The sequence below is a fragment of the Streptomyces sp. PSU-S4-23 genome (assembly GCF_055632315.1).
Genome location: NZ_JBVMUU010000002.1, coordinates 7,180,151 through 7,194,312 on the forward strand (window position 1 = coordinate 7,180,151; position 14,162 = coordinate 7,194,312).

14 protein-coding genes are annotated in these 14,162 nt (G+C 71.6%); 11 read left to right on the forward strand and 3 right to left on the reverse strand.

The genetic code is table 11. The features are described from left to right. Nucleotides 1–17: 17 nt before the first annotated feature. From ACZ79I_RS32560 to ACZ79I_RS32605, 10 genes are all read left to right on the forward strand, one after another. The gene (locus ACZ79I_RS32560) at nucleotides 18–962 is read left to right on the forward strand and encodes an aromatase/cyclase (RefSeq protein ID WP_471502185.1); all 945 of its coding nucleotides are present in this window, start codon (nucleotides 18–20) and stop codon (nucleotides 960–962) included. A gap of 4 nt (nucleotides 963–966) precedes the next feature. Next, nucleotides 967–3,258, forward strand: coding sequence for an SDR family oxidoreductase (locus ACZ79I_RS32565; RefSeq protein ID WP_471502187.1), 2,292 nt, complete (start codon nucleotides 967–969; stop codon nucleotides 3,256–3,258). Nucleotides 3,259–3,314: 56 nt separating this feature from the next. Continuing rightward, nucleotides 3,315–4,781: an MFS transporter gene (locus tag ACZ79I_RS32570; protein ID WP_471502189.1), complete on the forward strand. Its 1,467-nt coding sequence runs from the start codon at nucleotides 3,315–3,317 to the stop codon at nucleotides 4,779–4,781. After that, the gene (locus ACZ79I_RS32575; RefSeq protein WP_471502191.1) at nucleotides 4,778–5,677 is read left to right on the forward strand and encodes a 4'-phosphopantetheinyl transferase family protein; all 900 of its coding nucleotides are present in this window, start codon (nucleotides 4,778–4,780) and stop codon (nucleotides 5,675–5,677) included. Before ACZ79I_RS32570 ends, ACZ79I_RS32575 begins: the two co-directional genes overlap by 4 nt. Then, nucleotides 5,559–7,163 (forward strand): acyl-CoA carboxylase subunit beta, encoded by a 1,605-nt coding sequence (locus ACZ79I_RS32580; RefSeq protein ID WP_471502193.1) that lies wholly within the window; start codon nucleotides 5,559–5,561, stop codon nucleotides 7,161–7,163. Before ACZ79I_RS32575 ends, ACZ79I_RS32580 begins: the two co-directional genes overlap by 119 nt. Continuing rightward, nucleotides 7,160–7,417 (forward strand): acyl-CoA carboxylase epsilon subunit, encoded by a 258-nt coding sequence (locus ACZ79I_RS32585; RefSeq protein WP_471502195.1) that lies wholly within the window; start codon nucleotides 7,160–7,162, stop codon nucleotides 7,415–7,417. The genes ACZ79I_RS32580 and ACZ79I_RS32585 overlap by 4 nt, the downstream gene beginning before the upstream one ends. A gap of 28 nt (nucleotides 7,418–7,445) precedes the next feature. Continuing rightward, a complete protein-coding gene (locus tag ACZ79I_RS32590; RefSeq protein ID WP_471502197.1) occupies nucleotides 7,446–7,568 on the forward strand; it encodes a surface protein in 123 nt (40 codons plus the stop codon). 20 nt (nucleotides 7,569–7,588) lie between these two features. Continuing rightward, complete coding sequence (locus ACZ79I_RS32595; RefSeq protein ID WP_471502199.1) at nucleotides 7,589–8,518, forward strand: alpha/beta hydrolase; 930 nt, start codon at nucleotides 7,589–7,591, stop codon at nucleotides 8,516–8,518. 434 nt (nucleotides 8,519–8,952) lie between these two features. Next, entirely contained in the window at nucleotides 8,953–9,546 is a 594-nt protein-coding gene (locus tag ACZ79I_RS32600) for a TetR/AcrR family transcriptional regulator (RefSeq protein ID WP_471502201.1), read from the forward strand. A gap of 188 nt (nucleotides 9,547–9,734) precedes the next feature. Next, nucleotides 9,735–10,043: a DUF6059 family protein gene (locus ACZ79I_RS32605; protein WP_471502203.1), complete on the forward strand. Its 309-nt coding sequence runs from the start codon at nucleotides 9,735–9,737 to the stop codon at nucleotides 10,041–10,043. Nucleotides 10,044–10,229: 186 nt separating this feature from the next. On the opposite strand, the gene ACZ79I_RS32610 is transcribed toward ACZ79I_RS32605, so the two are convergent. Further along, entirely contained in the window at nucleotides 10,230–10,886 is a 657-nt protein-coding gene (locus ACZ79I_RS32610) for a hypothetical protein (protein ID WP_471502205.1), read from the reverse strand. Nucleotides 10,887–10,939: 53 nt separating this feature from the next. Further along, a complete protein-coding gene (locus ACZ79I_RS32615) occupies nucleotides 10,940–11,086 on the reverse strand; it encodes a hypothetical protein (RefSeq protein ID WP_471502207.1) in 147 nt (48 codons plus the stop codon). Nucleotides 11,087–11,384: 298 nt separating this feature from the next. On the opposite strand from ACZ79I_RS32615, the gene ACZ79I_RS32620 reads away from it, so the two are divergent. Continuing rightward, nucleotides 11,385–12,299: a HipA family kinase gene (locus ACZ79I_RS32620; protein WP_471502209.1), complete on the forward strand. Its 915-nt coding sequence runs from the start codon at nucleotides 11,385–11,387 to the stop codon at nucleotides 12,297–12,299. Nucleotides 12,300–12,393: 94 nt separating this feature from the next. Here ACZ79I_RS32620 and aceB read toward each other — a convergent pair whose 3' ends face one another. Then, nucleotides 12,394–14,016, reverse strand: coding sequence for a malate synthase A (aceB, locus tag ACZ79I_RS32625; RefSeq protein ID WP_471502211.1), 1,623 nt, complete (start codon nucleotides 14,014–14,016; stop codon nucleotides 12,394–12,396). Nucleotides 14,017–14,162: the final 146 nt, after the last annotated feature.

Consider the following 14,162-nt stretch of genomic DNA (forward strand, 5'->3'; position numbering starts at 1 on the left):
ACCCAAGGAGCCATGGAATGCCCCAGCCCGGACTGCGCGAGGTCGAGCACGAGATCACCGTCTCGGCCCCGGCGGCCGACGTGTACCGGCTCATCGCCGAGGTCGAGAACTGGCCGCGCCTCTTCCCCCCGTCCATCTACGTCGACACCCTGGAGCGCGACGGCAGCGAGGAGCTGATCCGGATCTGGGCCACCGCCAACGGCGAGGCCAAGAACTGGACCTCGCGCCGCGTGTTGTACCCCGACGAGATGCGCATCGAGTTCCGTCAGGAGGTGACCACCCCGCCCGTGGCGGACATGGGCGGCACCTGGATCATCGAGTCGCTCTCCCCGGCCGAGTCACGGCTCCGGCTGCTGCACGACTACCGGGCGATCGACGACGACCCCGAGAAGCTGCGGTGGATCGAGGAGGCCGTCGACCGCAACTCCCGCTCAGAACTCGCCGCCCTGAAGGAGAACCTCGAATTCGTCGCCTCCTCGCAGGAGCTGACGCTCTCCTTCGAGGACACCGTGGAGATCGCGGGCTCCGCGAAGGACGTCTACGACTTCATCAACGAGGCCGGCCTGTGGTCCGAGCGGCTGCCGCACGTGGCGACCGTGCGGCTGACCGAGGACGTGCCGGGACTGCAGACCCTGGAGATGGACACCCGGGCCAAGGACGGCTCCGTCCACACCACCAAGTCCTACCGGGTCTGCCTGCCCCACGAGAAGATCGCGTACAAGCAGACCACCCTCCCGGCGCTGATGAGCTTGCACACCGGCTACTGGACGTTCCGGGAGACGGAGCACGGTGTCGCCGCCTCCTCGCAGCACACCGTCGTCATCCGCCCCGAGAACATCGCCGCCGTCCTGGGTCCGGATGCCGGAGTGGCGGAGGCCAAGGAGTACGTCAAGGCGGCGCTCAGCACCAACAGCTTTGCGACGCTGGGCCACGCCAAGGACTACGCCGAAGCGCGGCGCTGATCCCGTGGCCGCCGTCGACACGCACGTCATCGTCGTCGGCGCGGGTCCGGTCGGGCTGATGCTCGCCGGTGAGCTCAGGCTCGGGGGTGCCGACGTGATCGTCCTGGAGCAGCGGGACGCTCCCACCACGGAGTCGCGCGCCTCGACCCTGCACGCGCGGACCATGGAGCTGTTCGACCAACGCGGGCTCCTGGACACCCTGGGGACACCGCCGCACGTGCCCATGGGCCACTTCGGGGGGCTCCCCCTCGACCTGCGCCTCGACAGCCCGTACCCGGGGCAGTGGAAGGTCCCGCAGACGCGGACCGAGGAACTGCTCGGTGCCTGGGCCCAGGACCTGGGCGCCCTGCTGCGCCGGCGCCACAGGGTACGGGCCCTCACGCAACACGCCGACCGGGTCGAGGTCGAGGCCCTCGGCCCACAGGGCCCGGTCCGGGTGTCCGCGCGTTACGTCGTCGGCTGTGACGGGGAACAGAGCGCGGTGCGGGAGCTGGCCGGATTCGGCTTTCCCGGAACCTCCGCCGAGCGCGAGCTGATCCGCGCCGACGTCGCCGGCATCGACATCCCGGACCGGCGTTTCCAGCGTCTGGAGAAGGGCCTGGCCATCGCGGCGCGCGGCGACGGCATCACCCGGGTGATGGTTCACGTGTTCGGCCGTGCCGCGCTGCGGCGCACGGTGGAGCCGGAGTTCGCGGAACTCGCCGAGGCATGGCGTACCGTCACCGGAGAAGACATCACCGCCGGCGTCCCGGTGTGGGTCAACTCCTTCGGGGACGTGTCGCGCCAGACCGCCCGCTACCGCGACCGCCGCGTGCTGCTGGCCGGTGACGCCGCCCATCAGCAGATGCCGATCGGCGGCCAGGCCCTCAACCTCGGTCTGCAGGACGCCGCGAACCTCGGCTGGAAACTGGCCGCCGTCGTCCTCGGCCGCGCACCCGAAGCGCTCCTGGACGGCTACCACGAGGAACGGCACGCCGTGGGCCGCGCGGTGCTGTCCAACATCCGGGCCCAGGCACGGCTGTTGCTCGGAGGACCCGAGGTCGAGCCGCTGCGCTCCGTCCTGGGCGAACTCATCGCCTACGAGGACGTACGCCGCCACCTCGCCGGAATGATCAGCGGACTCGGCATCCGCTACGGCTTCGGCCACTCCCATCCGGTGTCCGGCACGCGACTGCCGTACGCCGAGCTGACCGTCGGCAGCGAGACCACCACGACCTTCGCGCTGCTACGCGGCGCGCGCGCCGTACTGCTCGTCCTGACGCCCGAGCGCGGAGTCGGCGAGGCCCTGCGCCGGACGGTCGCCCCGTGGACGGGCGAGGTCGACATGGTCACCGCCACCGCGCCGGACACCGGTCCGCTCGCGGATCCGGCCGCCGTCCTGGTGCGCCCCGACGGCTACGTGGCCTGGGCCGGCGCCGACGAGCAAGGCCTGCGCGCCGCCCTCGGCCGATGGTTCGGGAACGGGGGACCGGACGCCCGGCACGGCACGCGGCACACCACCACACACGACCTTCATCACAGCAGGAGAGGGACCATGGGTGACCTGATCGGCAAGACGGCGCTCGTCACCGGCGCGAGCCGGGGCATGGGCCGGGCGACCGCCGAGCGACTTGCCCGCGAGGGCGCGCTAGTCGCCGTGCACTACTCGACCGGCAAGGACGCGGCCGAGGAGGTCGTCGCCGGCATCGAGAAGGACGGCGGCCGGGCCTTCGCCGTGCAGGCCGAGCTGGGCGTGCCGGGAGACGTCCACGAGCTGTTCCTGGGGCTCGAACAGGGACTCAAGGAACGCACCGGCTCGCCCGAGTTGAACATCGTCGTCAACAACGCCGGTGTGATGGGCGGCCTGAAGCCGGAGGACACCACCCCGGAGCAGTTCGACCGGCTCGTCGCGGTCAACGCCAAGGCGCCGTTCTTCATCATCCAGCGGGCGCTGCCGAACATGCCCGACGGAGGCCGCATCATCAACATCTCCTCGGGACTCACCCGCTTCGCCAATCCGGACGAGATCGCGTACGCCATGACCAAGGGCGCCGTCGAGATGCTCGCGCTGCACTTCGCCAAGCACCTCGGACCGCGCAACATCACCGTCAACAGCGTGGCGCCGGGCATCACGCGCAACGGCAACCCGCTCTTCAACATCCCCGAGGCCGTCGAGCAGATGGCCGCCCTGTCGGCCTTCAACAGGGTCGGCGAACCGCAGGACGTCGCCGACGTGGTGGCCTTCCTGGCTTCGGACGACGCCCGCTGGATCACCGGCGCCTTCATCGACGCCAGCGGCGGCACGCTCCTCGGCTGACGGCCCGCGGCGCTTCGGCCCGACCGGCGCAGCCCGCCTCGAATCCAAGGAGGATCATGCAGGGTTCGTCTTCCACAGCGCAGTCGGCGGCACCCGCGCCGACCGGCCCGTGGACGATCCGGCTGTGGGGGCTGCTCTTCGTCCTCGCCGGAAACATGCTCATCGACGCCCTGGAAGTCTCCGTCGTGGTTGTCGCCCTGCCGTCCATCAGCGCGGACCTCGGCCTGTCGCTCGCCTCGGCGCAGTGGACGATGACCGGGTTCGCCGTCGGCTTCGGCGGGCTGATGCTGTTCGGCGGCCGGGTCGTGGCGCTGCTGGGCCGACGCAGGGTCTACCTCGCCGCCCTGGCCGGCTTCGCGGCGGCCTCGGTGGCCGGCGCCCTGGCCGACGGCCCCGGGCCGCTGGTGGCGACCCGGGTCGTGAAGGGGTTCTGCGCCGCGCTGACCGCCCCGACCGGGCTCGCCATCATCACCACCGAGTTCCCGGCGGGCCCGCCCCGGGACCGGGCACTGTCCGTGTACACGCTCTTCGGCGCCGCCGGGTTCACGACCGGGCTGCTCCTGTCCGGCGTGCTTACGGCGGTGGACTGGCGGCTGACGTTCGCCTTCCCGGCCCCGGTCGTGCTCGTGCTCTTCTTCTTCGGGCTGCGGCTGATCCCCGGCTCCGGCCCGGACGCGGCCGGGGAGCGGCCACGCGGCGGGCCCCGGCGGTACGACGCGGCAGGGGCGGCCACCTGTGTGGCAGGACTGCTCACGCTGGTCGGCGGCATCGTCTCCGTGCCGTCGCACGGCTGGGGCGACCCGCACTCCGGTGGGCTGCTTGTGGTGTCGGCACTGCTGTTCGCGGCCTTCGTACGGATCGAGCTGCGCGTACCGGAGCCCCTGGTGCGCTTCTCCGCCTTCAGGAGCGGGGCACTGACCCGCTCGGCCCTCGGCGCGGCGGCCCTCAACGGTTCGTACCTGGGCCTGCTGCTCACCCTCACGTACGAGATGCAGACACTGCACGGCTGGTCCCCGCTGCGGACGGCGCTGGCCTTCCTGCCCGCGGCGGCCCCGCTCGCGGTGACCGCGCTGCTGTCCGGGCGGATCGTCTCCGCCTTCGGCGCCCCCCGGCTCATCGCCGGCGGTGCGCTCTTCGCCCTGGCCGGCTACCTGCTCCAGCTGCGCCAGTCGTGGCCGCTCCACTACGCCTCAGCCGTGCTGCCGACGATGCTGCTGGTCGGAGCCGGTTTCGTGCTGTCCTTCGCCGCGTTGAACATGCAGGCGACCTCCCAGCTGCCCCCGGCGGAACGCGGCGTGGCCAGCGGCCTCTACCAGACCGCCGTCCAGGCCGCGGCCGCCCTCGTGCCGGCCGTGGCCGCCGCGTTGCTCACGGCCTGCCGCCCTGCCGCGGGGGCGCCGCCGGCGGAGCTCCTGGCCGCCTGCCGTCCCGCCCTCGTGCTGGTGGCCGCCATAGGGGCGCTGGGTCTGCTCATCGGCGTGGCGGGAGCAGTCCCGCGGCGCGACAGGCTCCACGACATATGACGACTGCCTTCACCGCGGACGCCGACCACCGCACCTACACAACGCCGGCCCGCCTCGACATGCCGCCAGGGTGCCTGGACCTGTGGGTGATGCGCGGGCCCCGTCCCGGAGCACTGCACGGGCTGCTGGCGGCGCCGGAACTGAGCGAAGCGGAGCGAAGGCGCGCGGCCGCGTTCCGACGGCCGTGCGACGGGGCCCTGTACGCCTGCACGCACCTCGTGCTGCGCCGGCTGCTCGGCGCCTACCTCGGCGTGGCGCCGCGCGACCTGACCTTCGTGCGTGATCCCTGCCCGGGCTGTGGGGGGCCGCACGGCCGGCCCGCCGTCGTGCACCGCGGTCCACCGCTGCACTTCTCCCTCGGGCACAGCCATGGCATGGCCCTCATCGGGGTGGCCGCCACCGTGCTGGGCGTCGACGTGCAGCGGCTGCCGCGTGAGGAGACGGTCGCGACGGTCTCGGCAGCGCTGCATCCGGACGAGCGCGCCGAGCTCGCCGCCTGCCGACCGGCTCGGCGCCCCAGTGCCTTCGGACAGCTCTGGACCAGGAAGGAGGCATATCTGAAGGCGTTGGGGACGGGGTTGTCGCGGGGGACGGCTGCCGACTACGTCGGCACCGACCCGTCGCGCAGGCCCCCAGGCTGGACCCTCGTCGACATCCGGTGCGGGCCGGAGCACCGGGGCGCCGCCGCCCTCCGCGGTGCGTGGCCCACCCGTATCAGGACGCGGTGGCTGGGGCGGCACCGACCGGCCACGAATCCAAGTCAGGAGAGTGATCCTCATGTCGGCACAGGAGAGGACCCTGGTCGGCCGCCCCGATGGGAGCCGGTCCGGCTGGACCACGGACGAGCGGTTGGAGGAGCTGCGCCTGATCAAGAAGGAGGTCCTGCAGGGGCCTGATCCGGCGGCCACCGACCGCCAGCATGCCCGCGGGAAGCTGACCGCGCGGGAACGTATAGAACTCCTTCTGGACGCGGGCTCCTTCACGGAGGTGGAGCCCCTGCGCAGGCACCGCGCGACGGGGTTCGGCCTGGAAGCCAACCGTCCCTACACCGACGGTGTGGTCACCGGCTGGGGCACGGTCCACGGCCGTACCGTTTTCGTCTACGCGCACGACTTCCGGATCTTCGGCGGCGCCCTGGGTGAAGCCCACGCCACCAAGATCCACAAGTTGATGGACATGGCGCTCGCCGCGGGCGCGCCTTTGGTGTCCCTCAACGACGGTGCCGGGGCCCGCATTCAGGAAGGCGTCAGCGCACTGGCGGGCTACGGCGGCATCTTCCAGCGCAACACCAAGGCGTCCGGCATCATCCCGCAGATATCGGTGATGCTCGGTCCGTGCGCCGGCGGCGCCTCCTACAGCCCGGCGCTCACCGACTTCGTCTTCATGGTGCGCGGGATCGCGCAGATGTTCATCACCGGCCCCGACGTGGTCCGGGCCGTGACGGGCGAGGAGATCACACAGGACGGTCTGGGCGGCGCGGACGTACACGCCGCCACCTCGGGCGTGGCCCACTTCGTCTACGACGACGTGCGCAGCTGCATGGAGGACGTCCGCTACCTCGTGTCGCTGCTGCCGGCCAACAACCGTGAGCTGCCCCCCACCGTGCCGAGCGGCGACCCGTCCGACCGCGCCTGCGACGCTCTGCTCGACCTCGTACCGGACGACCCGAGCGCCGTCTACGACATGCGCAACGTCATCGAGGAGATCGTCGACGACGGCGAGTACTTCGAGGTGCACCAGGCATGGGCGGCCAACATGGTGTGCGCGCTCGCCCGGATGGGAGGCGGCCTGGTCGGCATCGTGGCCAACCAACCCTCCTCCCACGCCGGAGTGCTCGACATCGACGCGAGTGAGAAGGCCGCCCGCTTCGTGCAGTTCTGCGACGCCTTCAACATCCCCCTCGTGACCCTGATCGACGTCCCCGGCTTCCTGCCGGGCGTGGGCCAGGAGCACAACGGCATCATCCGCCGCGGGGCCAAGCTGCTGTATGCGTACTGCAACGCGACCGTGCCGCGCATCTCCCTGGTACTGCGCAAGGCGTACGGTGGCGCGTACATCGTCATGGACTCCCGCTCCATCGGCACGGACCTCGCCCTTGCCTGGCCGAGCAACGAGATCGCGGTGATGGGCGCCGAGGGCGCGGCCAACGTCATATTCCGCCGCGAGATCGGCGCCGCCGAGAACCCCGAGGAAGTACGGCAGGAGAAGATCAAGCAGTATCGGGCGGAGCTGATGCACCCGTACTACGCGGCAGAGCGCGGCCTGGTGGACGACGTGATCGACCCGCGCGACACACGGCAGATCATCATCAAGTCCCTGGCCATGCTGCGTGCCAAGCACACCGACCTGCCGTCCCGCAAGCACGGCAACCCGCCGCAGTGAGCGCGGACGCAGGACAGGGCGGCATCCGGCCCGGCCGGCGGTCCGAGGAGCCGCCCCTGGTCATCAAGGTCGTCAAGGGGCGGGCGGAACAGGCGGAACTCGCCGCCGTCACCACCGTTCTTCTGCTCGCCCGCGCCGCCGCCCTCGCAGGGACCGGTCCGGAGCATGCCCCGGCCGTCGCGGGCTGGAGCCGCCCGGAACGCATTCCCCACTACCGGGACCCGCGCGCGAGGTGGGCCCCTCGGGGACGCTGACGCGGACCCGGAGAGAAGGGAGCAAGAAGTGGACACCGAACCTGCCGCTCCCCCCACCGTCCCATCGGCCGAAGCGGGCACCGCCCCGCCCCTGCTGCTGGCCGGCGAGGAGAGCGACGACGACCCGCACATCGTGCGCGGTATCGACTGACACGACGAGGGGACAGGGCGATGACAGCGCCGGCACACCCACCCATCACGTCCGACCGAGTACGCGGCATCACGCTGGCCGGCGGGGGGATTCCCCTGTCCGGCCTGCTGATCGAGCCCCGGCACGTTCCGCCGCGCGCGGTGGTGGTGTGTCTGCACGGAGGGGGGATGAGCGCCGCCTACTTCGACGGCCAGGCCCGCCCCGACATCTCCCTGCTCGCGCTGGGGGCGCGCCTCGGCTACACGGTGCTGGCGGTGGACCGCCCCGGCTACGGCGAGTCGGGCGCCGCGCTGCCACAAGGACAGGCCCTGGCCGAGCAGGCCGTGACCCTGCGCGCGGCACTGCGGGACTTCGCCGCGGGCCACGACGTCGGAGCGGGACTGTTCCTGGTGGCGCACTCCTTCGGCGGCAAGGTGGCGCTCACCATGGGCGCCGACATGGCCGCGGGCGAGTTGATCGGGCTCGACATCTCCGGATGCGGGAGCCGCTACGTCGCGCAGGCGACGCGGCACATCGGCTCCCCGGGCCGCATGAGCCACATGCTGAACTGGGGGCCGCTGCGCCTGTATCCGCCGGGCACCTTCCGCTCCAGCGCGGCCGTCGTGGCCCCCATGCCGGCGCGGGAAAGGCTCGAGTGGAAGAGCTGGCCGGAGCGCTACCGCCGCATCGCTCCCCGCCTCACGCTGCCCACGAGGCTCACGTTCGCCGAGCACGAGGCGTGGTGGCAGCACGATGACGCGGCGATCGACGATCTGACGCGCCCGCTCGCCGCGCCGTGGACCGTCGAGCGACTGCCGGACACGGGCCACAACATCAGCCTCGGCTGGTCGGCGCGTTCCTACCACTTGAGGGTTCTGGCCTTCCTGGAGCAATGCCTGGCCGCGCGGGGCCTCCGCAATGCGTTCGGGCAGGCGCGGTCGGTCCCCTCACCCCAGGCCACGCCGGGCTGACGCTCGCCGACTGGTGGACCGAGGGGGCCGGGCGGTTCGCGGCGTCGCTCTCCAGGACCGGCTGAGTGACGGCCCACCGGGTTCCCGGTGCCGGCGCGGCCGTCGTGGCGGGCTCGCAGTCCCACCGCGGTGGCTGCGCGGGTCTGCGCCGATCCCGCGGACGCGGCGACGGCGAAGGCTGCCAAGGCCGTGGCCGGGCCGACCGCCCGCGCACCACCGACAGTGCCTTCCTGCCGGCCGGCGAGCGCGCCGATGCCGTTGCCGGGTTCACATGCTCGGCCACTCCGGAGGGCATGATAGCGGCGATGAAGATCGCGTGGCCCGCTCGGGAAGTGCTGACGGGCCTCGCGAAACCCGCGTGTCACCCGTTCCATGGGAGCGGGTCTTCCTCGTCGAAAGGTGGGCACATGCCTGTTCGCCCGGTGGAGAGGCCAGTGCGCCCGACACGCCGGCGATTGCTGGACGCGGCGGAGAAGCTGGTCCGGACCGCTGGTCTGTCCGGTGCGACGACCAAGGCCCTCGCCAGGGAGGCCAACTGCTCCGAGGCGATGCTCTACAAGCACTTCGAGAGCAAGGACGCGCTGCTCGTGTGCCTGCTGCGCGAGCGGCTGCCCGCGCTGCTGTCTGCCGCGTACGGCGACCCCGCCCACGACGTCGCGGATGTCCAGGGCACCGAGCAGTCGTGCCGCCACCTGGTTCACCGGACGATGCGGTTCTACGAGACCGCCTTGCCGCTGCTGTGCCCCTTGCTTGCGGATCCCGCTCTCCTCGCCGCGTACGGCGCGGATCCGCTGCGGCCCAACGGCACACCGGACGAGCCGCTGACGGCGGTGATCAGCGCTCTGGAGCGGTGGCGCGCGGCCGGGCGCATACGGTCCGACGCCGATCTGGAGACGGCGGCGACCTCGCTGGTCGGGGCCTGCTTCCAGCGGTTCTTCCTACGACACTGCGGGTTCGGCGAAGAAATCCGGGATCAAGAGGAGTTCGCCGCGGCCCTGGCACGCGCTCTGGCACGCTCCCTGGCGTGAGGCGTCGGCCTCCCTGACGCGAGGCGTCGATTGCACGGCGTCGCCGCCGGCATCGCCTTCGGCCTCGGCCTGCCCTGCCTCGACCTGGTCCTGGCCGGTGCGGCGGGTATTGACCTCGTCGAGTAAGCGGTTCGCGGCGATCGACATCTTCTGCGGGTAACTGCGAGTGAGGCAATGGAAGGACGGCCATGAAACGGTGGTGGCGGGGTGGTCGTGGCCGACGGGCGCTGGAGAGCTGCCTGCGGGCGCTCTTGCGGTCCCTGACGGCCTTGGGGGCTCTCTACGTCGGCCCCGTAGTGCACCGTCACGCGCTGTCTGCGGCAGTGTCGCCCCCGCGTCAGCACGGCCCCTTCCCGCCGTACGCCCCGGGGGGTCCGCCGCCCGCCCATCCCGAGCGATTGTGCGAGGACACTCCGCTTTCCGAGGAGGAACGGCTGCGCGCCCGTGAACTGTGGCCGGCGTACTACCGCGAAGGGCGCGCTCCCGACGGCGGCTGACCACCCCCAGTCTGCGACCAGCACGTCCGGGGTGAAGGCGTCCGGGGCATGGCTGCCCACCGGCTTCCCCACCCGGGAGGAACTCGCCGTCGAGCAGGCCCTCCGCACGGTGAGGACCCGGCGGGGCAGGCCGGCCGGGCCCTGGGAGCGGGTTCCCCGCCCCCGGTCACCGCAGGCACGGCAGGTTCACAACAGCAGAGCGAGCCACACGCAGACTCCGACGACGGTGACGAGCGCGGAGGCCAGCCGGTGGTGGTTGTGGTACCACGGCCAGTCGACTCCGGGGAACCGCTCGCGCAGGGCCGGCCCTTCCAGCGAACCCCCGTACCCGGGCCGAAGAGGCAGCCGGTGCCACAGCTCCTCCAGCCCCTGCTCGTCCCAGGCCCGAAGATTGACGAGGAAGGGCCGGCCGGCCCTCCTCGTGATGACGACCCGGTCGTTGAACGGAGTGGCCCGCTGCAATGGGCTGCCGACGTGGTACAGCCCGGTGAGCGCGGGGACGGGGACCTCCAGGACCTTGAAGCTCCACCGGTTGCGCACGGTCAGGACCCCGTCCGCCAGCAGGATGCCGGCGTTGGCCCAGCGCAGGGTGCACAGCATGACCGCCCAGACGTACGGAAGGACCACCCCCAGGATCCCGATCATCCGACCAGGGCCCTCGTCCATCTTCTCACCGACGCGCACGGCCACGATGGCGACGAGGGGCGAGCACCCCAACAGCCGGCTCATGACGATCCTGATGTCCGGCTTGACGAAGACCCGGGTCTCCTCCGCGTCCACCGGTTCCCCGGTGTGCTCCGGCACGTCGGAAAGCGGGTCGTTGCCCGTCTGCTGCGCCGTCATGGCGATCTCCTCGTTCCGCACCGAATCGGCAGCCTCGGTCGCCTCCGGTTCCGTCAGGACCGTTGCCTGCGACGCGATGCCGTCAGCCCGATCACACCGATGATGACCAGCGGGGCCGCCACCACGGTGATGGCGGGCACTCCATCGATGAGCCCTACGGCGTTGCCGACGGCCCCGATGAGAACCAGTACGCTCCACACGGTGGCGGTGCTTCCCGTTCCTGCCTGCGTGATGCCAGAACCCCCCTGCCCGACCCGACAGGGCCGGAAACCTTCGTGTGACGGAGTGGAGGAGCCGGAGCCCCCAGCGCCCCGCGCCGCCGAGAGCGGCGTTCCTCGCCGCGTCGAGGCGACTGCGGCGTCAACTGTTACGCTCGGTCACCATGCTCCCTTCATGCCCGAGGCCGGGAGCACGGTTCGCACTGCCGGAGCGGGCCGCTCCGAGGGCACGGGGGCCGGCGGGCGATCGCACGGCACAAGAGTTGCGGAGCCTGGAAAAATGCTGAGGAAGGTCACTGCGACCCGCTACCTCGAACCTCTGCGGTCGGGCGGCTCCGTCCCCGGAGTCGTCGAGGCCGACGACCTGGGCACGTACGTGGTGAAGTTCACCGGCTCGGCGCAGGGCCTGAAGGCGCTGGTCGCCGAGGTGATCGTGGGCGAGCTGGCGCGCAGGCTCGGGCTGCGCGTGCCCGAATTGGTCCTCGCCCACTTCGACCCGGCGATCGGGGCGGACGAGCCGCACCAGGAGGTGCGCGACCTCCTGGCCGCGAGCCCCGGCCTCAACCTCGGCATGGACTGCCTCCCGGGCGCGCGGGACTTCACCCCCGAGGTCGCCGGGGGCTTCCCCGTCGACCCGCTGGAGGCGGGCAGGGTCGTCTGGCTCGACGCGCTGACCGTGAACGTCGACCGCACGGTCCACAGCTCGAACCTCATGGTCTGGCCCACCTTCGGCATCGCACCCCCGCGGCTGTGGCTGATCGACCACGGTGCCGCCCTGGTCTTCCACCACCGCTGGGACGCCTCCGCGCCGGAGAAGGCGTACGACTTCCGCCACCACGCCCTCGGCCACTTTGCTCCCGACACACGGGCGGCCGATGCCGAGCTCGCGCCGAGGGTGACCGAGGAACTGCTGCGCGAGGTGACCGGGCTGGTACCGGACGCCTGGCTGACCGGGATGCCGGGTTTCGCGGCGCCGGGCCAGGTGCGGGAGGCCTACGTGGGCTACCTCCTGGCCCGGGTGAAGGCGTCCGGGGTATGGCTGCCCACCGGCTTCCCCACCCGGGAGGAACTCGCCGCCGAGCAGGCCCTCCGTGCGGTGAGGACCCGGCGGGGCAGGCCGGACTGGCTCAAACGGGTCCCGGACCTGCACGGCAGACCGGCGGCGGAACAGGACTGGTCGGCGCACCTGGGATGACGTGGGACGGCGGCGGACACCGGCACCGGTGGCCCCGGGAAGGCCCGGGGCACACGGCAGAGGGCGGCGCGCTGAACGCGGTGAACGCGGCGGGTCAGCCGGTGAGCTGCTCGTAGGCGGGCAGGGTCAGGAAGTCGGCGTAGTCCTCGTCCAGGGCGACCTTCAGCAGCAGGTCGTGGGCCTGCTGCCAGTGGCCGGCCGCGAAGGCGTCCTCACCGGTCTCGGCCCGGATGTTCCGCAGCTCCTCGGCGGCGATCCTGCGGGCCAGCCCGGGGGTGGCCTTCTCGCCGTTCTCGAACTCGACGCCCGCGTTGATCCACTGCCAGATCTGGGAGCGGGAGATCTCCGCGGTGGCGGCGTCCTCCATGAGGTTGAAGATGGCGACGGCGCCGAGGCCGCGCAGCCATGCCTCGATGTAACGGATGCCGACCTGGACGGCGTTGACCAGGCCCGCGTACGTCGGCCGGGCGTCGAGGGAGTCGACGGCGATCAGGTCGGCCGCCTTGACGGAGACGTCCTCGCGCAGCCGGTCCTTCTGGTGCGGCCGGTCGCCGAGGACCCGGTCGAACGACTCCATCGCGATCGGCACCAGGTCGGGGTGGGCGACCCAGGAGCCGTCGAAACCGTCGTTCGCCTCCCGGTCCTTGTCGGCGCGGACCTTCTCGAACGCGACCCGGTTGACCTCCGGGTCCCTGCGGGACGGGATGAACGCCGCCATGCCGCCGATCGCGTGCGCGCCGCGCTTGTGACAGGTGCGGACCAGGAGTTCGGTGTACGCCCGCATGAACGGGGCCGTCATCGTGACCGCGTTGCGGTCGGGCAGCACGAACCGGGGCCCGCCGTCACGGAAGTTCTTCACGATGGAGAACAGGTAGTCCCAGCGGCCCGCGTTCAGCCCCGAGGCGTGGTCGCGGAGTTCGTAGAGGATCTCCTCCATCTCGTAGGCGGCGGTGATCGTCTCGATGAGGACGGTGGCCCGGACGGTGCCCTGCGGGATGCCGGCGTAGTCCTGGGCGAAGACGAAGACGTCGTTCCAGAGCCGGGCCTCCAGGTGCGACTCCGTCTTCGGGAGGTAGAAGTACGGGCCCCTGCCGAGGTCGAGCAGGCGCTGGGCGTTGTGGAGGAAGTACAGGCCGAAGTCCACCAGGGCGCCCGGCACCTGCCGTCCGTCGACCTGGAGATGACGCTCGTTCAGGTGCCAGCCGCGCGGGCGCACGACGACCGTCGCCAGTTCCCCGTCCGGGCGCAGGGCGTACGTCTTGCCGCTCCCGGGGTCGGTGAAGTCGATGTTCCGGGTGTAGGCGTCGATCAGATTGAGCTGGCCGAGGACCACGTTCTCCCAGGTGGGCGACGAGGCGTCCTCGAAGTCCGCGAGCCACACCCTGGCGCCCGAGTTGAGGGCGTTGACGGTCATCTTGCGGTCGGTGGGGCCGGTGATCTCGACGCGCCGGTCGTCCAGGGCCCGAGGTGCCGGGGCCACGCGCCAGGAGTCGTCCGCGCGGATCGCGGCGGTCTCGGGAAGGAAGTCGAGCGTGGAGGTACGGGCGATCTCGGCGCGGCGCTCCGCCCGCCGGGCGAGGAGCTCGTCACGCCGGGGGGTGAACCTGCGGTGCAGCTCGGCCACGAAGGCGAGGGCGGCGTCGGTGAGGACCTCGTCCTGCCGGGGCAGGGGCTCGGCGTCGACGACGACCGCCGGGGACGGCGCTGGTGCGGACATGAACGGTCACTTCCTTCGACGGACCTTTTGATCAGTGGATACTAGTTTCCTCATGGTGGAAGCTCAATGTTCTGTTGATATCGAGATGCTTCCCGTCGAGCCCCGTGCCGCCCCGTGCCGCCCCGTGCCGCCCCGTGCCGCCCCGT

Excerpts from the sequence above, each read along its gene's own strand:
- ACZ79I_RS32575 (WP_471502191.1), top strand. The coding sequence starts at position 4,778 with ATGACGACTGCCTTCACCGCGGACGCCGACCACCGCACCTACACAACG.
- ACZ79I_RS32580 (WP_471502193.1), top strand. The coding sequence starts at position 5,559 with ATGTCGGCACAGGAGAGGACCCTGGTCGGCCGCCCCGATGGGAGCCGG.
- ACZ79I_RS32570 (WP_471502189.1), top strand. The coding sequence starts at position 3,315 with ATGCAGGGTTCGTCTTCCACAGCGCAGTCGGCGGCACCCGCGCCGACC.
- ACZ79I_RS32560 (WP_471502185.1), top strand. The coding sequence starts at position 18 with ATGCCCCAGCCCGGACTGCGCGAGGTCGAGCACGAGATCACCGTCTCG.
- ACZ79I_RS32605 (WP_471502203.1), top strand. The coding sequence starts at position 9,735 with ATGAAACGGTGGTGGCGGGGTGGTCGTGGCCGACGGGCGCTGGAGAGC.
- ACZ79I_RS32595 (WP_471502199.1), top strand. The coding sequence starts at position 7,589 with ATGACAGCGCCGGCACACCCACCCATCACGTCCGACCGAGTACGCGGC.
- ACZ79I_RS32610 (WP_471502205.1), bottom strand. The coding sequence starts at position 10,886 with ATGACGGCGCAGCAGACGGGCAACGACCCGCTTTCCGACGTGCCGGAG.
- ACZ79I_RS32620 (WP_471502209.1), top strand. The coding sequence starts at position 11,385 with ATGCTGAGGAAGGTCACTGCGACCCGCTACCTCGAACCTCTGCGGTCG.
- aceB (WP_471502211.1), bottom strand. The coding sequence starts at position 14,016 with ATGTCCGCACCAGCGCCGTCCCCGGCGGTCGTCGTCGACGCCGAGCCC.